Source organism: Aquimarina sp. U1-2 (genome assembly GCF_017897595.1).
Classification (GTDB): domain Bacteria; phylum Bacteroidota; class Bacteroidia; order Flavobacteriales; family Flavobacteriaceae; genus Aquimarina.
Genome location: NZ_JAGKIK010000004.1, coordinates 111,435 through 136,986 on the forward strand (window position 1 = coordinate 111,435; position 25,552 = coordinate 136,986).

Annotated in this window: 21 protein-coding genes; 13 read left to right on the forward strand and 8 right to left on the reverse strand. The window is 34.2% G+C overall.

Annotated elements, in window-relative coordinates; translation table 11 throughout:
* Positions 1-46: 46 nt before the first annotated feature.
* Together J8281_RS07180 and ychF are read right to left on the reverse strand one after the other, a co-directional pair.
* Positions 47-2,137: a response regulator gene (locus J8281_RS07180; RefSeq protein WP_210196935.1), complete on the reverse strand. Its 2,091-nt coding sequence runs from the start codon at positions 2,135-2,137 to the stop codon at positions 47-49.
* 633 nt (positions 2,138-2,770) lie between these two features.
* On the reverse strand, positions 2,771-3,865 hold the full coding sequence (gene ychF, locus J8281_RS07185; RefSeq protein WP_210196936.1) for a redox-regulated ATPase YchF: 1,095 nt from the start codon (positions 3,863-3,865) through the stop codon (positions 2,771-2,773).
* A gap of 264 nt (positions 3,866-4,129) precedes the next feature.
* On the opposite strand from ychF, the gene J8281_RS07190 reads away from it, so the two are divergent.
* Both J8281_RS07190 and J8281_RS07195 read left to right on the forward strand, forming a co-directional pair.
* Positions 4,130-5,386, forward strand: a complete 1,257-nt coding sequence (locus J8281_RS07190) for a mechanosensitive ion channel family protein (protein ID WP_210196937.1) — start codon at positions 4,130-4,132, stop codon at positions 5,384-5,386.
* A 200-nt stretch (positions 5,387-5,586) separates the two neighbouring features.
* Positions 5,587-5,862: a DUF3817 domain-containing protein gene (locus J8281_RS07195; RefSeq protein WP_210196938.1), complete on the forward strand. Its 276-nt coding sequence runs from the start codon at positions 5,587-5,589 to the stop codon at positions 5,860-5,862.
* A 415-nt stretch (positions 5,863-6,277) separates the two neighbouring features.
* On the opposite strand, the gene J8281_RS07200 is transcribed toward J8281_RS07195, so the two are convergent.
* Positions 6,278-8,323: an HD family phosphohydrolase gene (locus J8281_RS07200; RefSeq protein WP_210196939.1), complete on the reverse strand. Its 2,046-nt coding sequence runs from the start codon at positions 8,321-8,323 to the stop codon at positions 6,278-6,280.
* 123 nt (positions 8,324-8,446) lie between these two features.
* On the opposite strand from J8281_RS07200, the gene J8281_RS07205 reads away from it, so the two are divergent.
* The 4 genes from J8281_RS07205 (at position 8,447) to J8281_RS07220 (ending at position 12,272) form a co-directional block, all read left to right on the forward strand.
* Positions 8,447-9,625 (forward strand): acetyl-CoA C-acyltransferase, encoded by a 1,179-nt coding sequence (locus tag J8281_RS07205; protein ID WP_210196940.1) that lies wholly within the window; start codon positions 8,447-8,449, stop codon positions 9,623-9,625.
* Between the two features lie 132 nt (positions 9,626-9,757).
* On the forward strand, positions 9,758-10,507 hold the full coding sequence (locus tag J8281_RS07210; RefSeq protein ID WP_210196941.1) for a C40 family peptidase: 750 nt from the start codon (positions 9,758-9,760) through the stop codon (positions 10,505-10,507).
* Positions 10,508-10,883: 376 nt separating this feature from the next.
* On the forward strand, positions 10,884-11,465 hold the full coding sequence (locus J8281_RS07215) for a TetR/AcrR family transcriptional regulator (protein ID WP_210196942.1): 582 nt from the start codon (positions 10,884-10,886) through the stop codon (positions 11,463-11,465).
* 57 nt (positions 11,466-11,522) lie between these two features.
* On the forward strand, positions 11,523-12,272 hold the full coding sequence (locus tag J8281_RS07220; RefSeq protein WP_210196943.1) for an SDR family NAD(P)-dependent oxidoreductase: 750 nt from the start codon (positions 11,523-11,525) through the stop codon (positions 12,270-12,272).
* A gap of 199 nt (positions 12,273-12,471) precedes the next feature.
* Here the strand turns inward: J8281_RS07220 and J8281_RS07225 are convergent, their stop codons facing one another.
* The gene (locus J8281_RS07225; RefSeq protein WP_210196944.1) at positions 12,472-13,149 is read right to left on the reverse strand and encodes a DUF2461 domain-containing protein; all 678 of its coding nucleotides are present in this window, start codon (positions 13,147-13,149) and stop codon (positions 12,472-12,474) included.
* Positions 13,150-13,283: 134 nt separating this feature from the next.
* Positions 13,284-13,703: a CBS domain-containing protein gene (locus tag J8281_RS07230; RefSeq protein WP_210196945.1), complete on the reverse strand. Its 420-nt coding sequence runs from the start codon at positions 13,701-13,703 to the stop codon at positions 13,284-13,286.
* 928 nt (positions 13,704-14,631) lie between these two features.
* On the opposite strand from J8281_RS07230, the gene epsC reads away from it, so the two are divergent.
* Entirely contained in the window at positions 14,632-15,423 is a 792-nt protein-coding gene (epsC, locus tag J8281_RS07235; protein ID WP_210196946.1) for a serine O-acetyltransferase EpsC, read from the forward strand.
* Positions 15,423-16,307, forward strand: coding sequence for a cysteine synthase CysM (cysM, locus tag J8281_RS07240; protein WP_210196947.1), 885 nt, complete (start codon positions 15,423-15,425; stop codon positions 16,305-16,307). Before epsC ends, cysM begins: the two co-directional genes overlap by 1 nt.
* 435 nt (positions 16,308-16,742) lie before the next feature.
* Here cysM and J8281_RS07245 read toward each other — a convergent pair whose 3' ends face one another.
* Positions 16,743-17,423 carry a class I SAM-dependent methyltransferase gene (locus tag J8281_RS07245; RefSeq protein WP_210196948.1) on the reverse strand — a complete coding sequence of 227 codons (681 nt, stop codon included), beginning with the start codon at positions 17,421-17,423 and terminating at the stop codon, positions 16,743-16,745.
* Between the two features lie 321 nt (positions 17,424-17,744).
* Here J8281_RS07245 and J8281_RS07250 point away from each other — a divergent pair, with 321 nt between their 5' ends.
* From J8281_RS07250 to recQ, 5 genes are all read left to right on the forward strand, one after another.
* Positions 17,745-17,948 carry a hypothetical protein gene (locus tag J8281_RS07250; RefSeq protein WP_210196949.1) on the forward strand — a complete coding sequence of 68 codons (204 nt, stop codon included), beginning with the start codon at positions 17,745-17,747 and terminating at the stop codon, positions 17,946-17,948.
* Complete coding sequence (locus tag J8281_RS07255) at positions 17,945-18,385, forward strand: PIN domain-containing protein (protein WP_210196950.1); 441 nt, start codon at positions 17,945-17,947, stop codon at positions 18,383-18,385. The genes J8281_RS07250 and J8281_RS07255 overlap by 4 nt, the downstream gene beginning before the upstream one ends.
* 444 nt (positions 18,386-18,829) lie before the next feature.
* Positions 18,830-19,252, forward strand: coding sequence for a hypothetical protein (locus J8281_RS07260; protein WP_210196951.1), 423 nt, complete (start codon positions 18,830-18,832; stop codon positions 19,250-19,252).
* 217 nt (positions 19,253-19,469) lie between these two features.
* The gene (locus J8281_RS07265; protein WP_210196952.1) at positions 19,470-21,518 is read left to right on the forward strand and encodes an ATP-binding protein; all 2,049 of its coding nucleotides are present in this window, start codon (positions 19,470-19,472) and stop codon (positions 21,516-21,518) included.
* Positions 21,519-21,770: 252 nt separating this feature from the next.
* Complete coding sequence (gene recQ / locus J8281_RS07270) at positions 21,771-23,906, forward strand: DNA helicase RecQ (RefSeq protein ID WP_210196953.1); 2,136 nt, start codon at positions 21,771-21,773, stop codon at positions 23,904-23,906.
* 187 nt (positions 23,907-24,093) lie between these two features.
* Here recQ and J8281_RS07275 read toward each other — a convergent pair whose 3' ends face one another.
* Complete coding sequence (locus tag J8281_RS07275; RefSeq protein WP_210196954.1) at positions 24,094-24,723, reverse strand: MOSC domain-containing protein; 630 nt, start codon at positions 24,721-24,723, stop codon at positions 24,094-24,096.
* Positions 24,724-24,733: 10 nt separating this feature from the next.
* Positions 24,734-25,519 carry a tRNA pseudouridine(38-40) synthase TruA gene (locus J8281_RS07280; RefSeq protein WP_210196955.1) on the reverse strand — a complete coding sequence of 262 codons (786 nt, stop codon included), beginning with the start codon at positions 25,517-25,519 and terminating at the stop codon, positions 24,734-24,736.
* Positions 25,520-25,552: the final 33 nt, after the last annotated feature.

Sequence of the window (25,552 nt, forward strand, 5' to 3'; positions counted from 1 at the left end):
AAAACTGCTGCAAAACCAAGCACTACTTCTTAGATGTATTAATTTGTCAAGAAATGAGATTTTTGGCAATGATACTCTTTAGATCGTTTTTATTAAGAGGTTTATTTATAATATCATTCATTCCTATCTCTAAACATTCTTCCTGGACTTCGCTCAATTCAGAAGCTGTTAGTGCTATAATAGGAGTAGTTTGATCAAACTCCCGAATACGCTTGGTCGCTTCGGTACCATTTAAATAGGGCATATTGAGATCCATCAAAATGAGGTCGAAATCCTCCTTTTGAACCATTTGTAGTGCATTAAACCCATTTTCAACAATCGTACATTCGTAACCGATAAGGTTTAATAAATTTTTGGTTACTATTTGATTGATTTTATTGTCTTCGGCCACTAGAATTCTCTTAAATTTTTGGTGCAATCCATTACTTTCTGGGCGCAACGCATGTTTATCACTGTCATCTAAAATTTCTAAAGTCAAATCAAAGTAAAATTTTGTACCTCTGCCCTCTTTACTTTCCAAATGAATATCACTATTCATCATTTCTAGAAGATTTTTAACGATAGACAATCCTAAACCAGTACCTTCGGATGTGTTGGATTCGCGTCCGACCTGAGAGAATTTCTCGAATACAAACTCTTTTTTATCCTCCGGAATTCCAATACCGTTATCTTCGACCTCATAGCGAATAGTCACTTCGTCTTTTTGAATAGATAAAATCTTTATACGAAGCCATATTTTACCATTTTCTGTAAATTTTGCAGCATTACCAATTAAATTAATTAATACTTCAGACAATTTTAAAGAATCAACACTAAGTACCTTAGGCAATTCGTCTTGCACGTCTAGAACCAGTTCATTATTCTTATTTTTTGCCTGATATTCAAAAGAATATAAAAGGTTCTGAGATAATTGAGAAAGGTTAGTGGGGGTTTTGGTTAATTTTTCGGTATTTGATTCTATTTTACTGATTTTTAACACCTTATTAATGAGGTCGAGTAAATAATCTCCCGAAAATTTTAACGAATTAAGAAGTTTTTTATGTTTAGCCTTTATTTCACTATCTTCCAGTAGTAATGTAGTAATACCTACCACGCCGTAAAGTGGCGTTCTTAATTCGTGACTTACCGTAGAAATAAACTGAGACTTAATACTGGTTAGTTTTTCTGCTTCGGTTTTTGCCTGTGATAATTGTTCGTTTTTTAGAGTTAAAACTTTACTAAGCTTTTTCTTCGATCTATATCCTCTATACATCAAGACAACTCCGAGAAGAAGAGCTACTAAACCGATAGAAAATATGTTGATGATGTTGGTGCTTTTTGCAATTCTTGCCAAATATTCTTCTTCTTTTTCACTAGTCGCTGTAGCTGAAGAATCATCGTAAGAGTTTAAGTTGAAACTCCCTAATTGACGTCGAACCAATTTTTCTTTTTCAAGAAGCTTATCATCATACTTTGAATATTGAACAAGATGATAATACGCAGAATCTATATTGTTTTGTCGCCTAAACATGTCAGATTTTGCCTTATACGCATCTTTTAATAAAACGTATAATTCCTGATTTTCGGTTTGACCAATAATAGTATCATAAAGTTGATGCGCCTTTAGCAATTCATTATTCTTTACATAATAGCTAGCCAGTAAGTAACGTACTTTATTTACAGCTATAGTATCATTTGATTTTTTGGCAAGCTTTGACGCCTGTTGTAAATAGGAATATGATTTGTTAAATGCATTTTTATGCAGATATATAGTACTAAGATTGATTAAGGGATCTAGCTGTATCGAATTATTTTTCTGTTTTTCAGCAATTAACAAGGACTTTTGAAAATAGTCTAAGCTTTTATCAATATCGCCATAAGCATTAATTTGTAAATTTCCTAAACCACTCAAATTGTGTAGTAATCGAATAGAATCATTAATAATTCGAGAGTATTTCAAAGACTCTCCATAGTGGAACTCTATATTTTTATAGTCTCGTATGTATTCATAATTACGTGCCACCAAATGGTGACCTATAGCTTTATATTGATCGTTATCGATTTGATATGAGAAATGCAGTACTTTATGAGCAAGTACCAAAGATTCTTTCGTTTTATAATCAGAAAGAAAATGATGAGCTCTTTCCGTATAAATCAAAAGACTATCTTGTATAGATTCGTTCGCGATATTTTGGTTAAAAACCGGGTGCGAATTTCCTATAATGAAATACAGCAGTATTATTATTCTTAAGGCCCCCAAATTATAAATTTTAAGTATCCCTCAATGTTGTGGAATACTGTGATTGAAAATTTATACCCTCAAGTACATGAGATTTAAATATAAATTGAATTTAATAAAAAAACATCAAAAAAGATTAAAATTATATGGATATCTTTTATAGAACTGGTTTAAACTTTTTTCAATTTGCTAAAAAAAGCTATTTTGCCTTTATATTATATAATTTTTGACTTTCGTAGCGCTATGCAAGTAAAAAATTACTTCATCTAAGCACAAAACCTTTCGCAATCGCACCATCTAGAACCTTCCTACTGGTCGATCCTGCCTAAATCAAAAAAGTGTAAATCAATTTATGGTTCTATATTTTCTATAAACGAAACTTTTTTTTCTTAGGTTCAATAGAGGTTTTCAGTAAAAATGTACCCGATAACGGAGATTTAAATGCTTCTAGGGTTGCCTTATAAAAAATAGTTTCCAAATACCCTGTTTACACATTCCATCTCTTTTGTAGTATAAAGCCAAATCTGATAGAAAAGTATCAATTCCTGCAAATTATACATTGAACAAGAAATGCATTACGTCTCCATCGTTTACGACATAATTTTTTCCTTCTACTCCTAACTTTCCAGCCTCTCTAGCTTTGGCTTCACTACCGTAATGTACAAAATCTTCGTATTGGATCACTTCGGCTCTAATAAAACCTTTTTCAAAATCGGTATGAATAACGCCTGCGGCTTGCGGTGCGGTAGCCCCAATAGTTACAGTCCATGCCCGTACCTCTTTTACTCCGGCAGTGAAATACGTTTGTTGATTTAATAATTTGTATGCAGCTCGAATTAAAACAGAAGCGCCGGGCTCCTGCAAGCCCATGTCTTGTAAAAATAATTGTCTTTCTTCATAACTGTCAAGCTCTGTGATATCTGCCTCGGTACCAACGGCTAACACAATAACCTCTGCATTTTCTGGTGCCACTGCTTTTTTAACCTGATCCACATACGCATTGCCATTAACTGCAGAAGCTTCGTCGACATTGCAAACGTAAAGCACAGGCTTATCGGTAAGGCATTGTAACGATTTAACATATGCCTGTCGATCATCGTTTGAAATATCAATGGCTCTAACCGAGGTGCCTGATTCTAGACCTTCTTTTATTTGAAGTAAAATCTCTTGTTCTTTTTGAGCCTCTTTGTTACCCGTTTTTGCAGCACGTTTTACTTTATCTAATTTCTTTTCTACACTTTCTAAGTCTTTAAGCTGAAGTTCAATATCTATGGTTTCCTTATCTCGAATAGGATCAACAGAACCATCAACATGAACTATATTTTCACTATCAAAACAACGCAATACATGTATGATGGCATCAGTCTCGCGGATATTACCTAGAAATTGATTTCCCAGCCCTTCGCCTTTACTGGCTCCCTTTACCAAACCTGCGATATCTACAATCTCTACGGTTGCCGGGATGACACGCTCAGGTTCGACAAGTTCTTCAAGTTTTTCGAGTCTTACATCGGGGACGTTAACTACACCTACATTAGGTTCTATTGTACAAAAAGGAAAATTTGCACTTTGAGCTTTCGCGTTTGAGAGACAATTAAACAATGTTGATTTCCCAACATTTGGTAATCCTACAATTCCTGCTTTCATAATAATAACCAAATCATATTTCGAGACATCGTTCTCGTCTCAATTTTTCAGAATGCAAAGATAAGAGTATTCCTAAGAATCACACAAACGACTACCTAGAAGATTGGCTAATTTTAGAAAATATAGCAAAATCTATATAAAATAACATAAATTTTCATAGGAAAAGCTTTGATATTTATATCGAGCTAGCTGCGCATTTTACTTGTTTTATTTCTCAATCACACGTAAGTAACTTAATTTTGCCAAAAATTAGTATCCGTTTTGATGAAAGAATTAACTCGCTATTTTTACGATCTTTTTTTATCGTATGGTTTTTCTGAAACTATTGCTGAATATCTTAATATCGCTATCGATATTACTATTTTGGCCATAGTTCTTTTTGTGATAGACCGCGTAGTTAGAAAAGTATTTGTTACGGTATTTGAGGCGTATGCTGAAAGATCTAAAAATACTTTTGATGATTATTTGGTGAAGAATAAAACTTTTGATCATCTCGCCCATATCGTTCCGCTATCACTAATCATTTGGATTTTACCCGAGTTGTTTATTGCATTTCCTACTGCAGAAAAGTACCTAGAATTGTTATTTGATATCATGGCAATCATTCTAGTAATTTGGATTGTTAGAAGTATATTAAGAACACTTAGAGACTTTTTAAAATCACTAAAATCGTTTAAAGACAAACCTATCGATAGCTACGTACAGGTATTTATGATATTTGCATGGTCTATAGGTGCAATTTTGATATTCTCATCGATTACAGGAAAACCAATATGGACTTTTCTTACCGCGCTGGGTGCTATGTCGGCTGTTATTTTATTAATCTTTAAGGATACTATTCTTGGTTTTGTAGCCAGTGTGCAGGTTGCTGTAAACGATACTGTAAGAATTGGAGATTGGATCACAATGGAAAAATACGGTGCTGATGGGGATGTTGTGGAAATAAATTTATCTTCAGTTAAGGTTCAAAATTTTGATAAAACCATTACTACCATACCTACCTATTATCTTACTACAGATTCTTTTAGAAATTGGCGTGGTATGATGGATTCAGGAGGAAGAAGAATAAAAAGGTCGCTCCTTATTAAAACATCAAGTATTTCATTTTTAACACAAGAGCATGTTACCAAGCTGAAAAAAGTGGCACTTATCCAAGAATATTTAGAAAAAATTCAGCAGGATATTGATCTATATAATACCGAGCATCATGTAGATAAAGAAATTCTCATTAACGGTAGAAATTTAACCAATATGGGGGTTTTTAGAAAGTATGTTGAAGCCTACTTAGAAAACCACCCCTATATCAATCAAAAAATGACAATTATGAGTAGACAACTAGAACCTACGGCTCAAGGTATTCCCTTAGAAATCTATGCCTTTAGCAATGACAAAGTCTGGAAGAACTATGAAAAGATTATGGCAGATATTTTTGATCATCTACTATCAGCTATACCCTATTTTAATTTGGAAATCTTCGAATTAAACCCGGTTTATGCATTAGAATTTCGTAATGAGGGTTGAAAATACCACGACAAAGCATTGCTTTGGGCGAGATGTTGCGTTGGAAGTGTTTTCTAAGTTTCAGCATAGCACCGCTACGGTGAAACTTAAAAATACAACGCAGTGTTTGGTTTTGCAGCAGTTTAAAGCCGTAATAGATTTTCTAATGCGTAAAGCGGGTTAAACTATTCATCATAACAATAATGTAATCTTATAAATTTATGATCACCAGTTTTAGAATAATTAGCTATTTAGAAGGTATTTCTTATATACTAATTTTGTTTGTAACTATGCCCTTAAAATATATCTTCGAATCACCAGAACCTAATAAAGTTATTGGTATGGCTCATGGTATTTTGTTTTTACTCTACATTGTATTTACTTTTGTTATTCGACAAGAAAAACAATGGGATACTAAAACTTTATGGATCGTACTTCTTTGCTCCATTATTCCTTTTGGCACCTTTTGGATGGATAGGAAGTATTTGAGTACTTGAGTATGTGAGTATGTGAGTATGTGAGTATGTGAGTAAGAAAAAAAATGACAAATATTTGTAATTTAACCCGGTTTATGCATTAGAATTTCGTTATGAGGGTTGAAAATGCCATAAAACCAAGTGTTTTCTAAGTTTCAGCATAGCATCGCTACGGTGAAACTTAAAAATACAACGTAGTGCTTGGTTTTGCAGCAGTTTAAAGCCGCAATAGATTTTCTAATGTATAAAGCGGGTTTAACCTAAACGGTTTGCGCCAAGCTGAACTCGTTTCAGCTTCTCTTCTCAATGTACTGAAAATAAACTTCATGAAATCCTGAAATGAATTCAGGATGACTTCTCAGTTAGATTTTAGGTATAATAACGGACAATCAATAAAAATTTAACTAAAGTTCAAATGTGTAAATAACTGCTACGATTACTCGGGATATTCTATTCGCAAGTGGTAAATATTAGTAAGCTTGCGTTTGAATACTTTTTTAATTTGCTGAATTTCTTTGAAAGTGATGTTTGCATTGATAAATTGATCATCTTCCATTTGTTTGGCTACGATTTTTTCTACAAAAGCATCAATAAGGCTACTTGTTGGATTTTTTAGGCTTTTCGAAGCTGCTTCTACGCTATCGCTCATCATTAATATGGCGGTTTCTTTAGAAAAAGGTTTAGGGCCCGGGTATTTAAAATCTTCGATATTAGCATTTTCATTACTTTCTTTTTCTTTCGAATAAAAATAATAGACAGAACTGGTCCCATGATGAGTTCTTATAAAATCAATTACCCGATCTGGTAATTTATACTTTTTTGCGACTTCTACACCTCTAATTACATGATTAATAATAATTCTTGCGCTTTCTTTGGGGGATAAAACATCGTGGGCATTGCCAGAAGCCGATTGATTTTCGGTAAAATAAGTAGGATTTACCATTTTTCCGATGTCGTGGTACAATGCACCCACTCTTACTAACATAGCATTCGCCCCTATTTCGTTTGCCGCAGCTTCGGCGATATTAGCGACGTTAAGCGAATGATGAAACGTTCCCGGCGCTTTATTTGATAATTCTTTTAATAATACTGAATTGGTATCACTCAATTCTAATAAAGAAACGTCTGAGATTAAACCAAAAAGCTTTTCATACGCATAAATCAAAGGATGTACAATTAATGTAGCAAATCCACTTATAACAAATAGAACAACAGTAGTCCAATCAATATTACTTATGCTTCCTTCATGAATAATATGAAAGGCAATGTAAGCTATGATGTAAATAATCGTAATCTGACCTACAGAAAGAAAAAGGTTAGCTCTTCTAAAGGATTCTGAAATTGTAAGAATGGTAACAATACCTGCAATAATTTGTAAAAAAGTATACTCATAACTATTAGGAACTACAAATCCTAAAATCAATACCGTCACCACATGTGTAAACAGCCCTAATCTAGAATCAAAGAAAGCTTTGAGTACTAACGGTAACATACATAGTGGCACTACATAAATATAATCAGATTTATACTTCACTACTAATGTGGTGATGAACACCAAAACTATGATATTGAAAAAGATAAAAGTTACCTGGGCATTATGTTCATAAACTTCTTTTCTATACTTTCTTATGAACAAGAGTAACATCATAAGTGCCAAAGAGACCAAAAGACAATACCCTAATACAACCCAATAAAAATTTTTATCACTCCATACCTGAGACTCATATTCAGCTTTAAGAGAATTCAAAATTTGTAGTTTATCCCCCTCTACTACTTCACCTTTGGCTATAATTCTGCTTCCGCGAGAGACACCTCCTCGAGTGGTAAGCACTTGAGCAAGCTCGTTTTCCAGAGTGCTTTCTGTTAATTTATCATTCAATCTTACGTTAGGTTTAACAAGATCAAAGAAAAGGGCTACAAACCCGCTCTTAAACTTTACATATTCGCTTTTGTCGATTCTAGAGCTTATAATTTTTGTAACAGCATCTGGAGTTAGTATTTGACCAAACGTTATAGCTTCTGCTGTATTTCCCCTATTCAAGAATATCTGTCTCTTTTTATTATAAGGATACACCTCTTGTAATACGCCGTACCTGTAAATGTCATTAAGTAAAATTCTTCCAAAAAGTTTGGCTTTAGTTTTAGCATTGCTTTGTTGTAGCGTTTCAAGATTGGTTGCAAAAGCTTCGTCATATAAATCTTTAGCCCTATTGGCAATTATGGTGTCATATTCAAAATAAGGAATGATATTATCGGTAATCCGTTTTTTTTCGGCGGCTATCTCTTCTTCAGTCTTGGCTATAGCAAAATCAAAAGGAGCATATAGGTTTTCATATTGCCACGGTTTACCTTTAGAGAATTCGTATTTAAAAATTCCTCCTTTAGGAAACAGATACACAATTAATGTAGCTGTGCATATAAAAAGAAATACTTTATATATCGTAGACTTCTGTCTATATATTTTATCTAAAAAACTTCTCAAAGCGGTTATATATGGTTTTTCAAAAGTACTAATTCCAATCAACAATCAACCTTCAACCATCATATATCCTTAGAAAATTCTTAAATTCGCGCAAACAATACACACATTTAAAAAAGATATATAATGAGTAAAGAAGTTGTAATCGTATCTGCTGCGAGAACCCCAATTGGCAGTTTTTTAGGAAGTTTATCTTCTGTACCTGCCACTACACTTGGTGCCACAGCTATAAAAGGTGCTTTAGATAAAATTAATCTCGACCCGTCGCTTGTGCAGGAAGTTTTTATGGGCAATGTTGTACAAGCAGGAAACGGGCAGGCTCCTGCAAGACAAGCAGCTTTGGCTGCAGGAATTAGTGATACTGTACCCTGTACAACGGTCAATAAAGTATGCGCAAGTGGGATGAAAGCTGTGATGCATGCCGCTCAGACCATTGCGTTAGGCGATGCAGATATTGTTATTGCCGGAGGTATGGAGAATATGAGTATGATTCCGCATTATGTTCGTTTAAGAGCCGGTCATAAATTTGGACCGCAAACGTTAGAAGACGGTATGCAAAGAGATGGTTTGGTAGATGCTTATGATGAACAAGCAATGGGGGTTTGTGCAGATTTGTGTGCGACAGAATATCAGTTTAGCAGAGAAGATCAAGATGCATTTGCTATACAATCTTATAAAAGATCCACAAAAGCCTGGGCAGATGGAAAGTTTGACAACGAAGTAGTACCTGTAGCAGTTCCTCAGCGTCGAGGCGAACCTATACTAGTCACCGAAGACGAAGAATTTAAAAACGTAAAGATGGAAAAAATACCATCGTTACGCCCTGCTTTTAGTAAAGATGGTACTGTTACTGCAGCCAATGCTTCTACTATTAATGATGGTGCCGGTGCAGTAGTTGTAATGAGTGCCGATAAGGCCAAAGAGCTGGGTTTGACTCCGCTAGTAAAAATTAAAAGTTATGCTGATGCTGCTCAAGAACCCAAATGGTTTACCACAGCGCCCGCAAAAGCGTTACCGCTAGCTATAGAAAAAGCGGGAATCACTTTGGATGATGTTGATTTTTATGAATTTAATGAAGCTTTCTCTGTAGTTGGACTGGCTAACCTTAAAATTTTGGGACTTAGTGACAAAAATACAAATGTTAATGGTGGTGCTGTTTCTTTAGGTCATCCCCTTGGATGCTCTGGCGTGCGAATTTTGATTACTTTGATGAACGTTCTAGAACAAAACAAAGCTAAAATTGGAGCAGCCGCAATTTGTAATGGTGGTGGTGGTGCGTCTGCTATGGTTATCGAGCGCGTTTAGTCATCATACATTATATAAAGGATGTAAGAAATATCATCTCAGGTTTTTATAAAATTCTGATTGAATGACTCTTGATAACTGTAAACGAAACTTTTACCAACAAATTATTAATGAATAGATAGTATCTTTATCATGCAATACGGTATTTGCAATCTTAGTATTGTTCCTTTACGTGCAGGACCTAGTGACCCAAGTGAAATGGTTTCTCAAGTATTTTATGGAGAACATTTTAAAGTTCTGGAGCCACAAAAAAAATGGAGCAAAATTCGTCTGGCGTACGATCAATACGAAGGTTGGATAGATAACAAACAATATCTCGAAATAACAGAAACACAGTATCATAATTTGGATCAAAAGGAAATTTGTTTTTCTGGTGATTTGGTTGAATTTGTAAACTGCTCTCAGGATCAATTACTTGCTATTCCTTTAGGAGCCTCACTAGGAGCATTAGAATTTTTCAACCATACCTACGACGGACATACACTTACAAAAAAGCGATCTAAAGAACATCTTATCGATACAGCGTTTCTATACCTTAATGCACCCTATTTATGGGGTGGTAAGACAAGTTTTGGTATTGACTGTAGTGGTTTCACGCAAATGGTGTATAAATTAAACGGTCATAAATTATTGCGAGATGCTTCACAACAAGCTACACAAGGGGAAGTTTTAAGTTTCATCGAAGAGAGTGATCCGGGTGATCTGGCCTTTTTTGATAATGAAGAAGGTGCCATTACTCACGTTGGTATGATGCTACAAGATAATCATATTATTCATGCACATGGAAAAGTGCGCGTAGACCGCATAGATCATACTGGTATTTATAATGCCGAAAAAAGAGCATATACGCATAATTTAAGAGTGATTAAACGTATCATTTAGTTTTGTGTTACTGAACTGGTTTAAACTTTTTCCAATTTGCTAAAAAAATGCTGTTTTGCCCTTATATTTCATAATTTTTGACTTCCGTAGCGCCGCTATGCAAGTAAAAAATCACTTCATTTAAGCACAAAACCTTCATTTTTCGCCTAAATCAAAAAAGTTTAAACCAGTTCACTTCTATAGATTTAACTAATGGCTGAAGTGACTATTTTGTTGTTAAAGTTGATTTAGAGCTTTAAGTGTCTATTCGCCGCGCTTAAAGATAGCGTCTTGAGCAATTAAGTGTTTTGAAATCGTAAAAAACAGATACATTTATGATTTTAATAACATTATGGTGAAAAAAATTACCTATTTTTGAAATGATCATTTCAATACCATGCCAAAAGTAGAAACTTTTAATAGAAAAGAAGTATTACAGAAAGCTACCCATGTATTTCATAATAAAGGATACAATGGTACTTCTATGCAAGACTTGGTAGATGCAACTTCTTTGAATCGTTCTAGCATTTACAATTCATTTGGAAGTAAGCTCATGTTATTTTTAGAAGTACTATCGCATTATCAAACCACCAATAGCGATAACATGGCAAAAAAATTAGTGCATACTCACAATGCAAAAGATGCGTTATTGGTTATTTTCAATATGTATTTGGATAGTATTCTTAATGATCATGAAAAAAAAGGTTGTTTATTAATTAACTGTAAATCTGAAATGGCGAATCAGGAGCCCTTAATTACGTCTTTTATAGATAAAAATCAAGAGCAAACTTTGGCTATGCTTGAGGATATTGTTTATAACGGCCAAATGGAAAAAATCTTCAACCAAGACCAAACAGCGTCTCAATATGCGTTGTATTTGTTCTCTTCTATTCAAGGATTACGAATGACAGGTATTTTAAATACGGATAAAACAGCGCTAGAAAATGTTATACATACCATTTTAAAAGTACTGAACTAATTTTTTTTATTTTAATATGAAACGATTGTTTCAAATAAATTTTATATATTTTATAGTATGAAAAAACTAGAAAACAAAGTAGCTGTAATTACGGGTGCCAATAGTGGTATAGGATTGGCAACAGCAAAATTATTTTTACAAGAAGGCGCAAAAGTAGTAGTGTCGGGAAGACGTCAAGAAGCTCTCGATGAAGCTGCAAAGAATCTCAATGGAGATTTTATTACGGTAAAGGCAGATGTTGCTAAACCGGGTGACAATACGATACTCATACAAAAAGCTATTGATACGTATGGTCATATTGATATTCTGTTTTTAAATGCCGGAGTAGCCCCACCGACCCCAACCCAAGATATTACCGAAGAACATTATAATCATGTTTTCGATATCAATGTTAAAGGTCCGATCTTAGCTGTAAAAGAAGCACTACCGTATTTAAAAGACGAAGGAACCATACTATTTACCAATTCGGTAGTTACACAAAAAGGGTTTGACGGACTAGGGGTATATTCTGCGAGCAAAGGTGCTTTACGCGCTTATCAAAGAGTACTTACTGCTGAAGTGAAAAGTCGAAAAATAAGAGTAAATTCTATCGCTCCAGGTCCGATTGACACTCCAATTTATGATAAAATGGGATTGCCAGATGATGTGATAGAAGAAATGGGCAAGGGATTTGCAGAGCAAGTACCACTTGGGCGTTTTGGCGCTTCAGAAGAGATCGCGAAAACAGCCCTATTCTTAGCTTCAGATGATGCTTCTTATATCAATGGTGTCGAGCTCGAAGTAGATGGTGGTTTAAGTCAGATTTAATAAATAGAATTTTTTAGCATCATGATCTTAAAACAAATGTCGTTGATTCTATCATGCTGTATAGTTATTCTATTACTAATACTCTCGAAGTTTCAGCTCATTGTAGCCCATTAGACTTACAACCATCAACTATCAACTAACTATAACTCGTTTGTACATTCAAAAAATTAGACATGTACAAACGAGTTATAGTTATAAATCAATCGATTAAAGACACACCATTTAGATCTGTAGTTAATACATCACTCATATAATCAAAGAACGGTCTTAATAATTCATAATGCTGTATAAGAATATCTAAAAATTGAGGAGAAAGCACTTCTTTATCACTATAGTTGTGAGAAACGAAAAAAGACTTATTTCTTATAAGATCTATTGCGGGATGTGCTTTGCTAAAACCTTTTGGAGCAGTTTTTACCTGATACTCTGTATTAAACCCATCAAAGACGTTTTTAAATTCTGAATGAGCCAATAGTTCTCGAATTTCCCGATCATCGGTCTCAAATTCTTTTCGAATTCTAAATAAATCAGCAGGTTCTGGAGCAAAAAAACCACCAGCCATCATAGAATTTCCCGGTTCTAACCGTAAATAGTAGGCCCCTCTTCGATGTACTCCTGCCCTACTAAAACTGGCACTTCGATGAACATTATATGGCGTTTTATCTTTACTGAATCGAATATCGCGGTTAATTCTAAAAATCTTTGTTTTTTCAATCTCATCTTTCTCATTAAGCCGTTCTGCAACCGATGCATAAAATATTTTTAAGGCTTTTTCATTGGTTTGATACTCTTTCTTATTTTCGGTCATCCAATCTCTGTGATTGTTTCTTTTCAACTTTTTTAAAAATTCGAATACCGATTTTGGTATAGTACTCATAGGATTAACTTTTATTCTAAAGTACTAAATACAGCAATTAGAATCTAAGTTTTTCTCACATTTCAATCAAAAAACATATTAGTATATCTCATACATCTATTCATTCTACTTGTAGATAACGTTTAAAAACCTATCTAGAATTGTTGAAGAAGATAATTGATTAAATCTGTAGTGGTTACAATACCAGAAAGTTTGTTGGCATCTACTACAGATAATGCATGAAATTCGTTTTTAGACAAAATTTCTGCAACTTCTTTAATAGTTGTATTGGAGGTGACACTTATTATATTTTTGACCATTATTTGTTCGATAGTCAACATTTCGTATACCGCCGCATCCACCTCGTTCTCACGTTCGTTAATACTATCTGCAAAACTAATTCTAAGTAAGTCAGTATAACTTAACATACCTACAATTGTATCTCCCTTAACCACCGGGATATGTCTTATTTTATGGGTTTTAAATAGCATTTCGGCTGTTTCTAATCCGTTTGTACTATTAAGTGTAATAACATCTGACGTCATAATTTCAGAAACCGGAATATTTTTTTTCATACGTTTAAATGTTTTTAATTTATTGAAAACTAAATAATTAAAAAATTGAGAACGTATGTAACGGCTACGCCCTCACATTAAAAATTTTAAGTTATTTCTCAAAGTTATTATCGTTTTGTATAAAATAGTATGATATATATCAGTTACTCTGATTTGAAGAAGTTGCATATTGAGTAGCGCTATACAGATTGTTTTCGTTATTCATTTTGAAGAAAAAAGTGATAATAAGCGTCAATTCCACTGATTTTTCGCAATAACCTCTCGAGACTCCGTTCGTGATGATGTAGAGAAAAAATGACTGCTTCTTATTTGAGCAATTTTAAAATAGAACTGGTATAAAACGAGTTTCTCTAGATTCGTTTCAGCTTCTCATTTGTATACATGGGATCAGTTTTATGAGATCCTGAACTAAATTCAGGATGACTTCTAACTTAAATTTTAGATATAATAACGGACAATCAATATTTAAAATAAAAATGTAAAAGTACAAAGTATTAAGAAAGTATATAAGAGAGATTCCCTCCTTGAGGAGGGCAAGGGAGGTGTTTTTTAATTCAGAATTCAAAATTCAGAATTATGAATGTGAGAAATGGGATAGTGTCATGTAGAATGTAAAACTTAAAATTTTATATGAACATCCGTAATTTAACCTAAACGGTTTACGTCAAGCTGAATACTGAAACGAGTTCAGCACAGGCTTGTTTCAGCCTCTCATTTATATATATAAGATCAGTTTCATGGGATCCTGAAATAAATTCAGGATGACGAGGAATCATGTTAGATATTCAAACTTATACAATAAATACGTACCTATTTGCAGGATATTTTTAGTAGAACTTTATAAACAGAAGATGTAAGTATTAAGAACTTCTTCAGACATTTATACTTTATATTCTATATATTTACTAGAGTTTTCAAAACTGTACTAATGAACAAGGCGAGAGATCTAATTATCGCTCAAATAGAAGAGCAGAAGAAGAATCCAAATTTAAGGCTAAAAGTAAAGGAAAGAACTGAGTATTTTACAAAACTATTGTTTTATACACTGTTTGATACGGATACAGAGGTAGCTAAACATATTGATCTACTCGAAAAAACTTTTGAAGAACTCATTAACCTTGCTTGTTGGGAAACTGAAAAACCTTGTAGTAAGCTATGGCAGGCATATCTCGAGACCTTACCAGAAATTCTGGAAAAATTAAACCGAGATGCCCAGGCATTTTTAAAAAGCGATCCGGCAGCGAACTCCATAGAAGAAATATACATGGCATATCCGGGCTTTTATGCTATCGCAATTTATAGATTAAGTCATGAGTTACTAAAATTCGGTTTGCCTCTGGTACCTAGACTAATGACTGAATATGCACATCGTTTAACCGGTACCGATATCAATCCAGGAGCAGAAATAGGGGATTCTTTCTTTATAGATCATGCTACCGGGATTGTAATCGGCGAAACGGTAATCATTAAAGATCATGTAAAAATATATCAGGGAGTAACCTTAGGCGGGCTCTATGTGGATCGCAAATTGCGTAATGTAAAACGACATCCTACGGTAGAAGATAATGTAACTATTTATGCCAATGCCACGATTCTAGGCGGAAACACGGTCATAGGTGCCAATAGTACTATTGGTGGTAATACATGGATCACTGCATCGGTGCCCGAGAATTCTATTATTTCAAACACTTCAGAAATAAAAATTAAAAAAGTTATTTAATGTCGCATAGTATTTTAGATCTGATTGGAAATACGCCTTTAATCAAAGCAAAATCTCTAATAAAAAATCCTAATATCACCTTATACCTTAAATTAGAAGGACACAATCCTGGAGGTAGCGTAAAAGATCGTGCGGCTTATCATATGATCAAATCAGCTTTAGACAGAGGCGATATTCATAAAGAAACTCATCTTATTGAAGCCACTAGTGGAAACACTGGTATTGCTCTGGCTATGATTGCCGGTATTTTTAAATTGAATATAGAGTTGGTAATGCCAGAAAATGCTACAAAAGAAAGAGTACAAACCATGCGTGCTTATGGGGCAAAGGTTACATTAACTTCGGCAACCGATGGTATTGAAGGTGCAAGAGACTACGCTGAAGCCAAAGTGCATGATGAAGGTTACATTATGTTAAATCAATTTGCTAATGATGATAACTGGAAAGCGCATTACAATACCACCGGACCTGAAATTTGGCGTGATACCCAAGGTAAAATCACACATTTTGTATCCTCTATGGGCACTACAGGTACCATTATGGGAACGTCTACGTATCTTAAAGAGCAATCTGAAACGGTTCAAATTGTAGGGGTACAACCTACAGATGATTCTAAAATCCCGGGTATCCGAAAATGGCCTAAAGCTTATTTACCCAAGATTTTTAACCCTGCTAAAGTAGATCAGGTAATTGAGGTAAGTCAGGAAGAAGCCACAGCCATGGCAAAAAGACTGGCCAAAGAAGAAGGTGTGTTTTCTGGGATGAGTAGCGGTGGATCAGTTACAGCAGCATTAAAACTTGCTGAAACCCTTAATACTGGTGTTCTTGTTGCTATCATTTGTGATCGAGGGGATCGTTACCTTAGCTCTGATTTATTCGAATAAGTTTTTAAAGTTTTTATTCTCATTTTCTTGATAGTGTATTTTTGTATTACAAGTAAAAAGATTGTTTCTTCGCTTAAGCGAATCGCAATGACGAACACGCCGTTACTACGAGAAAGTTCGAAGAAGTAGTCTGTCTACTATAAAACTATATTTCTATTCCTAGTAAAAAGATTGCTTTTTCGCTCAGACGAATCGCAATGACGAACACGCTGTCACTACGAGGAGGTACAACGAAGTAGTCTATATACTATAAAACTATATTTCTATTCCTAATAAAAAGATTGCTTCTTCGCTTAGACGAATCGCAATGACGAATACGCTGTCACTACGAGGAGGTACAACGAAGTAGTCTCTTCAATATAAAAGATACTGTTATCCCTTGTAAAAAGATTGCTTCGTCCCTCGCAATGACAGGTATAATTCAAAAGGCTTCATTCAAAACATCGTATACAACGTAGTTACAATAACTCCTTTTCCATCATTTAAAACAACAGACGATATTTCTTTTTCTTCCTTCACTTTAAAATTAAAGGGTGGGGCTAATACGTCTACACCACTTTTCTTTTTTAATCGAGTTCCCTGTCCTGAAATGATATCAATATTGGGTATAAATTCTCCAACAGGAAGGTGTTCTGTGATGAGTATATATTTAAATTGAATGAGTTTATCCAAAATACGTTGTACCTCATTATTAGATAGATGTTGTAGTACCTGTCTTACAATTGCACAATCGCCATGCGGTAAATCGGCTTTAGCAATATCAAGGCACTTAAATTCTAGATGGGTAGTTTCAAATTTTTCGTTGTTACGTTTTATAAGGTCTGGTACTATATCGGTTGCAATATATTTTTTAGTATACCGTACCAACTCTTTTCCTACGTTAAAATTCCCACAACCTAAATCACAAACCACTAGTGGTGTTTCAAAAGAAGTTAGAAAAGAAGTAACCGCATTGATATACGGATTTACAATCTCAGGATCGTGCGATCCATACCCCGAATAAAAATCAGCAGTATCACCACCCCAAAGGTTCTTTTCATAGATTTGCTTCATAGCATCACTGGTGGGCCAGGGCTTTTTTGCTTTTCTAGAGGTATTTTTTTTCTTGTTCTTCATCGATAGGCTAAATGTAGTGAAACTAAACGTACGAAACCTTAAAGATGATATTGTAGGGTATTCGTTGCTCCTATTATAATCCTATTGATCCTGCTTACATACCGAACCAAAATAATTTAAGGGCTTAACAAAGTACTTCGAAGGATCAAAATCATAGCCCGGAGTATGTACTTAGGCAGTTCGAAAGCGATAAAAAACTTTAGAAAAGTTTATCTTGGTAGGCTATGAAGTTACAAACTTCGCAGAGCAGGTTTATTTAATTGTTAAGAAGCATTTGGAAACAAAATTTGGGTTCAAAATTAAAATTGAGTACATTTAGGTATGCATATAGAAAGAACAAATAAAGAAATACTTATACGATTATCTTCTGAGACTGATTTAATAGGTCTTCAGCGCATTTTGGATTATCTGAAATTTCGTGAGATAGCATCCAAAAGCAAAGCATCACAGGAACAAATCGACGAAATTGTAATAGCATCTAAAAAAACGTGGTGGAATAAAAACAAAAGTCGGTTCATTAAGTGAAAATTGTAGTCGATACGAATATAATTTTCAGCGGACTCCTAAGCACTAATGGAAAGATTAGCGATCTCTTGCTCAATTCATTTGACAAAATTGATTTTTACTCACCAAGTTTTATTCTTGACGAACTTAACAATCATCGCGAGAAACTATTAAAATTGTCTGGGCTTTCAGAAAAGGAACTTGATTTTCTTCAGCTGACAATTTTCAAAAAAGTTGATCTGATTGATCTGGAGTCTATCAGAGCGTCTACATTGGAAAAGGCTTATGAGCTTATCAAAGATATTGACGAGTTTGATACACCTTTCATAGCCCTTGCAATTGAATTGGAATCACCTTTGTGGACTGGAGACAAAAAGCTAAGGAATGGCTTATCTAAAAAAGGAATTGACTGGATTTTAACAACAGACATTATAACCAAAATAAGAGATACGGATTAAAACGCTTGCTATAAAAAATATGAAATCATGATTGCTTTCGGTACATTACGATTCATATTCAGATCGTTACAAGCTCCTTGAAGTTTGTGCTCTGCGAATGTCCATGTCTCGTACGAGACATGGACCGTATTCAATCCATACGTTAATAAAGCATCACGAAAAATAATCCTAAATTTAATTGGTTTCAATCCACCTTGGTGCTGCCTCGAACCCCTACCGAGAGGGATATACACCTTTATATAGTGCCTTTTTTGAGGGTACACCATATGATCCATCAACTCACCTATCATTAAAAAACAGCACAATTTCATGGTGTTTAAAAATAAAATGCTATTTTCACCATACCCCTACTTCACTTTGTAAGCATGTTTTTGTCATTTTGTATTTAGTAAATAAACCCTATTAGGTTTATATAATTGTTACCTGCAAAGCCAAAATACTCGAATGAATATTAAACTTTATAAAATAAATATTAATACCAGAGAAGAAGATTTGAATCCAATCGAATTGGATATAGATGGACGATTAATAAGTTATTTACAAGTACCCTGTTATTCAAATCCTGATTACCCAAGAGATGTTTTTTTTGAAGAACGGCATTATGAATATGAATATGATAATAGTTACAAAAGTAAATTCAAAAAATTAAAACTAAACTATCGATTCATGATTGGAGATGATGGTGATAATTTTGACGACGCTACCATTGCAAATCTTGTAGGATACGCTCATTTAAACTATATTCAAAGGATTAAATTAGCTTGGATATTTAAAAGAGCTTGGATTCAAAAAAATGAAAATATAAAATGGTTAGCTGGTCTTCTAATATCTTTTGCACTTGGATATATAACTGCGAAATTGAAGTAAAAGCTCAGCAGGTAACACGGTGTATAAAACATAGCTAATTAAATGCTAAACCGGAGGGTTTGTTTTGTTTGTTGAGACCGTCAAATGTTTAATTTGGCTTTTAAAACTAATAAGTTAAAAATAAAATATAAAAATTCGGCTCTGTGTCTATCCGAAAAGTTAGTGTCCATTTGGACGCTACATTTCATACACAGAACGTTATCCAACGTACAAAATAATGAAATCGACTACCAAGAAAATTACGACTAATACAAGGGTAATTAAAGACTTACTAACAAAGTATAGGGATACATTTCAGGCTTTTAGAGAACTAATAAATAATTCGTTACAAGCGGATTCAAAAAATATTGAAATTGACATTGAATATGTGAATCAAGCAGATTTGAAATCGGTAATAAAAACAATTCAAATTTTAGATAATGGATATGGAGTACCATTTAACGAATTTGATAAACGAATTTTAGAAATTGGAACAACTGTAAAACAAAAAGGACAAGGAATAGGTCGGTTTAGCTCTCTTCAAATCGGAGAATTAATGCACATCGAAACTGTTGGTTATGATTCCGATAAAAAAGTTTTTACTAAAACAAAATTTAGTATGGACACGACTGATTTCAATAATGCTCAATTAGAAAACACAGACTTCAAAATAGATTACGAATATTTACAAGGAAAACAAAATACATACTATAAAGTAATAATAGAACAACTTCATCATAACAAACAAGAGAAGTTAGCTAAGAGAAATAAAATCCATGAATATTTCTTAGAGAACAAAATAAATCAAGCAATATTTGAGCATTATCCTTATGAAATATTCCACAATACCGTCGATTTCATTATAAATGGAATTAAGCTTCAACGTGAACATTTTGTAATCGGAACACCTTCAAAAAAAACAATTACGTACGTTGACAAAAAAGGAGACGAACACGAATTAAACTTTTATTTCTACAATATAAAATCATCTTTGCACAAAGTAAAAGTCTTTTTTCAAACAGATAATGCTGGATTAAAGAGTGTTGCTCACGAATACACTTATTCTTCAGATTGGTACACCCCAGATTTAGGTACTTGGTTTATATATATCGAATCACCTCTTTTAAATTCTGACCTTTTTAGAAATTTAGATATCGAAACCTTGGGAGACGTTGAGATAAAAAACATCAAAAACACAATTAAAGATACTATTAATGACTTTTTCAAAGTCAAAAACAAAAGGTTTGAAAAATTCTTAAATAATTTAGAAAAAGACAAATACTATCCCTATCAAAATAATGAACAACCCGCATCTAAATCACAAGAAGTATTATTCAAGAAAGTAGCTTACCTCATAGAAGATGAGCACAAACTCATTCAGAAAGATGATAAAATTAGAAACTTCCTTTACCCTCTTTTAGACAAAGCTATTGGAAATGGTAATATTGAATATATTTTTGATAAAGTATTAAAGCTATCCAATGAAAGTTTAGAAAAATTTCATAATCTTTTAGAAAAAACTGATTTAGAAAATATTGTTCAATTTACAAGCATTGTTGCTGATAAAAGAGAGTTTTTAGATTTTCTTTACGAATTGACCTATGGAGATATTTCTAAACATTTAAAGGAAAGAAGTCAATTACATAAAATTGTCGAGAACGAATTATGGTTATTCGGAGAAAGTTACAATGGAACACCAAAATTATGGTCTGACAAGAAAATTGGCAATATTCTGATTGAATTAAGGAATAAGTATTTTAATTACGAACCAACAGAAGAAGATAAAAACTTAATTGAAGTTGATGAAGATGGGCTTAATGATATTACGGACCTATTCTTTTTTAATGAGAAAATAACAGATGCTGGAGTTAAGGAAATTATGGTTGTAGAACTTAAAGCACCCAAATGCGCAATAAGTGAAAAAGAACTTAATCAAATAAATAGATATGCTTTCACAATAGAAGAAAATGCTGCGTTACCATCAGAAAAAGTAAAATATAAACTTGTCTTAATTTCATCAAAACTTACAAAATTTGCTAAATCACAGACAAAATCAAGAAGAGAAACATATCCGGACAATCCATTTCTTTACGAGAAAAAAACTGAAAAGAATATAGAAGTTTACGTTATGGAATGGGCTGAATTAATAGAACAGAACAATAGAAAATTGGGGTATTTATCCAATAAACTAAGTGTAAAAGACAAATCTGTTAAAGCGAAATTTGAGAAAGAATATTCTGAATTAATTGACAAGAAAATATCGGCTCAATTAAGGCTTGTAAAATAGTACGTTGGGTATAACCCCCTCTGGGTTCTTTTGTGACGGGTATTCCAAAGACCTTAGAAACATAAAAACTCAATAACACCAATTCGCAATCCGCAAATCATCCACCAAAAATAAAACCTCCCCAATTTCAAAAAATGAAACTAGAACGTCTTATCCTTGTGGCTGTATTAATTCTAAACCACAAACAAATTAGTGAATAAAGATTTAGATGTACCATTTATTTTCTAACCCTATTTTTGTTCTTTTGTAACTATGCCAGCACAACCACAAATCTTAGCAACACTAAAAGAATATTTTGGGTATGATACCTTCCGCCCATTGCAACAAGAAATTATCCATTCAATTTTTGAGGGTAACGACAACCTGGTCATTATGCCCACCGGGGGTGGTAAATCGATTTGCTATCAACTACCCGCTTTTTTATTACAAGGGGTAACTCTGGTGATCTCCCCGCTTATCGCCTTAATGAAAGATCAGGTCGACGGACTGTTGGCTAACGGCATCGCGGCCGCCTATGTAAACAGTAGTCAACACCCTAACGAGCAGCACGAAATTTATCAAAAAGTCCTGGATAAAGACATCAAATTGCTATATGTAGCCCCAGAGAGTTTATCCTCTTTGGATACGATATTATCGCAAGTCAAGGTTAGTCTTATTGCTATTGACGAGGCACACTGTATTTCGGCCTGGGGTCATGATTTTAGGCCGGCGTATACGCAACTGGGTTATCTAAAAAGTAAATTTCCGGAAACTCCGGTCATTGCCCTTACCGCCACGGCCGATAAAGCTACACGACAAGATATTTGTGATCAGCTCAATATCCCCGAAGCTACACAGCATTTAGCCTCATTCGATCGAAAAAACTTAAGCCTAGATGTACGACCAGGAAACAAAAGAATCGAGCAGATTTATGCTTTTTTATCAGACAAACCCAACCAAAGTGGAATCATTTACTGCCTAAGCCGAAAAACTACAGAAGCACTAGCCGAAAAACTTAAGGATAAAGGGTATAAGGCAGCAGCGTATCACGCAGGTATTGATCACCAAAAACGATCACAGGTACAAGAAGATTTTATCAACGACACCACACAGATTGTATGCGCTACTATTGCTTTTGGGATGGGGATCGATAAGTCTAATGTACGATGGGTCATTCATTATAACTTACCCAAAAATATCGAAGGCTATTATCAGGAAATCGGTCGGGCCGGACGTGATGGTTTACCGTCTTCTACCCTGCTCTTTCATAGCTATGCCGATGTAGTACAGCTACAAAAATTTGCCGATATGTCTGGCAACAAAGAGGTACAACTGGCCAAACTGGATCGCATGCAACAATATGCCGAGTCTTTAAGTTGCCGACGTAAAATATTACTGAATTATTTTGGAGAGTTGATCGAAAAAGACTGTGGTAACTGTGATGTTTGTAAAAATCCTCCCACGTTTATCGATGGAACTGTTATCGCACAAAAAGTATTGTCATGCATAACCCGAGTTAAAGAACAAGAACCTATAGGTACAGTAATAGACGTGCTTAGAGGTGCTCAAAACGCTGCGGTACAAGATAAGGGATATCAAAATCTAAGAACTTACGGTATTGGTAAAGATATTGCCTGGCGTGATTGGCAGCAATATATCATCCAACTGATCAATCAGGGATATCTAGAAATTGCTTTTCATCAAAACAATAAACTCAAACTCACCGCGCTTTCTAAAAAGGTATTGTTTGAAGGAGAAAAAGTAAGCCTGGCACATTTAAAAGAACTTGAAAAAGCAAAACAACCTGTGGTATTACCAACTGATCAAGGAGCTGCTCCGGACTTGTTTGAAAAACTAAGAGCGTTACGATTAGAATTGGCAAAAGAGGCTGAGATTCCTGCTTATCAAATTTTTAATGATGCTACCTTGCGCGAAATGGAAAAGTTTCGACCCATGACCGATGAAGAATTTATGCAAATTAATGGTGTGGGTCGACAGAAAATGCAAAATTATGGATACCAATTCATCAAAGAGATCACTAACTTTTCTTCTGCTAAAACCAAAAAGAAGAAGAAAAAAAGCGCTAAAAAAGGAAATACGCATAAAGAAACCTTGGTATTATATCAAGAAGGATGGTCTATAGAAGAGATCGCGGTAAAAAGACAGCTAGCAGAGTCCACAATTTTTTCTCATATTATGAAATTGCATCAAGAAGGTGAACCTATCGATTTACATCAGTTTATCGCTAATCAAGATCTAAAAGCAATTGAAAATGCGAAACAGGATCTTGATAATCCCGATGGTCTAAAACCTTATTTTGAGCATTTTGAAGGTGCTATCGATTACAATACTATCAAAGTGGGATTAACCATTTTAAAAGAAGATCGTAAAACGAATGCTTTACAATGAATACCAAATAATTAAGTGGTTTACTTTTAGTATGACTACATATGTTTTTTCAGATAGATGAATATCCGTAATCAATCATATCGCACAGTCTCCGCGCAGTCGAGAGGTTCGTAAATCCAACGAGCTTAAAATCAGGCCTCTAGTGCGAACAGACATTAAAGTTAATTTTATGATGTATAGCGGATATTCAATTCAGATATTTTTTGTCACTATCTGAAACCAGGGGATCTTTTAAAGCCTTTTTAAGAAGTTCGCCATGTTTTTCTTCCTGATAATGAAACATAAGCATATTCAACTCTGCAATTGTGATGCCGTTTTCGTTTTCTTTTTCTAACAACAACTCCTGTCCTACTTTTACAGATCCTGATTCTAAAACCCTGACATAAACACCAGAATATAGCGAATCAATAAACTCCTTAATAATTCTCGAATCGCCAAAACGCACCCCCAATTTATAACATGGCTGTCTGGGCCGAGAGATCTGAACCGTTGCTTCTCCAAGTTTATATACCGAGCCTATCTTAATTGAATGCTCGTCAAAACCCTCTACAGTAAGGTTTTCTCCAAACATTCCGTATTTCCAATCCAGGTTTGGATATTTTTCTTTCCAATAGTCATAGTGATCCAAAGCATAGAGATAACAAGCTTTATCTACACCACCATGGTATCTTCTATCGATAACATGATCCCCCACAACATCTTCTACATCCAAAACTATAGGTTGATCCACAGGAAATTTATAAATACCGGTTTGCACTTCTTTTCCTCTCCACAAAATTGTTTTAGGTTCGGCAATATTGGTAGCAACGATTTTCATAGCATATGTATCATTTAAATTCGACCGAGTTTAGTATAAGTCCGGAACCAGGCACGATATGTTCTAACGTAATCTCTTCGGCTTTGGGGTCAAGCGTTTTCTTAATAAATTCCAGGTCAATTTTTCCTTTTCCTAAATCCAGTAAAGCTCCCATCATCAATCTGATCTGATTTCTTTTGAACCCCTCTCCTTTTACTCGTAAAAGATAGCTTTCTTTTGGAAAAAAATTAGCGGTATAAACCTCATTTTTTTCTATTTCGCAAAGCGTTATCGCTCCTTCTAGTTTTGTATGTTCCGAAGGTCTGTGACAATACGACCTAAAGTTATGTTTTCCAACAAATAACAACGCAGCTTTTTGCATCAATTTAATATTCAAATCTTCAATAATATGATACATAAAAGGTGCGCAGAAGGGATGAAATTTATCTCCGTATGAAAATAAATATACATATTCTTTACTTTTTGGGGACTTAATGATATTAAAATGTTCATCGGTTTCCTCTATGTCTAACGCCCTGATGTCTTGTGGAAGGTTTTGATTCAACATCAAAAAAAATGAGTCTAAAACCAAAGGTTGATGATCAACAAAAAGTTCTACATACGTTTGGTTTGCAGATACCTTGGCATCTGTTCTACCTGCTGCCAGGACTTTAAAATCTTTATGCTCCAGAATATAGGCTATAGTTCGCTCTACCATTTTTTGTAAGGTAATCACACTGGGTTGTTTTTGCCATCCATGGTATCGAAATCCCAGATATTGCAATTCGATAAGATAATAAAATCGCTTTCTAAACATTTAGTATTCATTTATATCGCTTCATACAGAGTA

Bases quoted from the DNA above. Each gene is read 5' to 3' on its own strand.
- ychF (WP_210196936.1), bottom strand. From the start codon at position 3,865: ATGAAAGCAGGAATTGTAGGATTACCAAATGTTGGGAAATCAACATTG.
- J8281_RS07190 (WP_210196937.1), top strand. From the start codon at position 4,130: ATGAAAGAATTAACTCGCTATTTTTACGATCTTTTTTTATCGTATGGT.
- J8281_RS07195 (WP_210196938.1), top strand. From the start codon at position 5,587: ATGATCACCAGTTTTAGAATAATTAGCTATTTAGAAGGTATTTCTTAT.
- J8281_RS07205 (WP_210196940.1), top strand. From the start codon at position 8,447: ATGAGTAAAGAAGTTGTAATCGTATCTGCTGCGAGAACCCCAATTGGC.
- J8281_RS07210 (WP_210196941.1), top strand. From the start codon at position 9,758: ATGCAATACGGTATTTGCAATCTTAGTATTGTTCCTTTACGTGCAGGA.
- J8281_RS07215 (WP_210196942.1), top strand. From the start codon at position 10,884: ATGCCAAAAGTAGAAACTTTTAATAGAAAAGAAGTATTACAGAAAGCT.
- J8281_RS07220 (WP_210196943.1), top strand. From the start codon at position 11,523: ATGAAAAAACTAGAAAACAAAGTAGCTGTAATTACGGGTGCCAATAGT.
- J8281_RS07225 (WP_210196944.1), bottom strand. From the start codon at position 13,149: ATGAGTACTATACCAAAATCGGTATTCGAATTTTTAAAAAAGTTGAAA.
- J8281_RS07230 (WP_210196945.1), bottom strand. From the start codon at position 13,703: ATGAAAAAAAATATTCCGGTTTCTGAAATTATGACGTCAGATGTTATT.
- epsC (WP_210196946.1), top strand. From the start codon at position 14,632: ATGAACAAGGCGAGAGATCTAATTATCGCTCAAATAGAAGAGCAGAAG.
- cysM (WP_210196947.1), top strand. From the start codon at position 15,423: ATGTCGCATAGTATTTTAGATCTGATTGGAAATACGCCTTTAATCAAA.
- J8281_RS07245 (WP_210196948.1), bottom strand. From the start codon at position 17,423: ATGAAGAACAAGAAAAAAAATACCTCTAGAAAAGCAAAAAAGCCCTGG.
- J8281_RS07250 (WP_210196949.1), top strand. From the start codon at position 17,745: ATGCATATAGAAAGAACAAATAAAGAAATACTTATACGATTATCTTCT.
- J8281_RS07260 (WP_210196951.1), top strand. From the start codon at position 18,830: ATGAATATTAAACTTTATAAAATAAATATTAATACCAGAGAAGAAGAT.
- J8281_RS07265 (WP_210196952.1), top strand. From the start codon at position 19,470: ATGAAATCGACTACCAAGAAAATTACGACTAATACAAGGGTAATTAAA.
- recQ (WP_210196953.1), top strand. From the start codon at position 21,771: ATGCCAGCACAACCACAAATCTTAGCAACACTAAAAGAATATTTTGGG.
- J8281_RS07275 (WP_210196954.1), bottom strand. From the start codon at position 24,723: ATGAAAATCGTTGCTACCAATATTGCCGAACCTAAAACAATTTTGTGG.
- J8281_RS07280 (WP_210196955.1), bottom strand. From the start codon at position 25,519: ATGTTTAGAAAGCGATTTTATTATCTTATCGAATTGCAATATCTGGGA.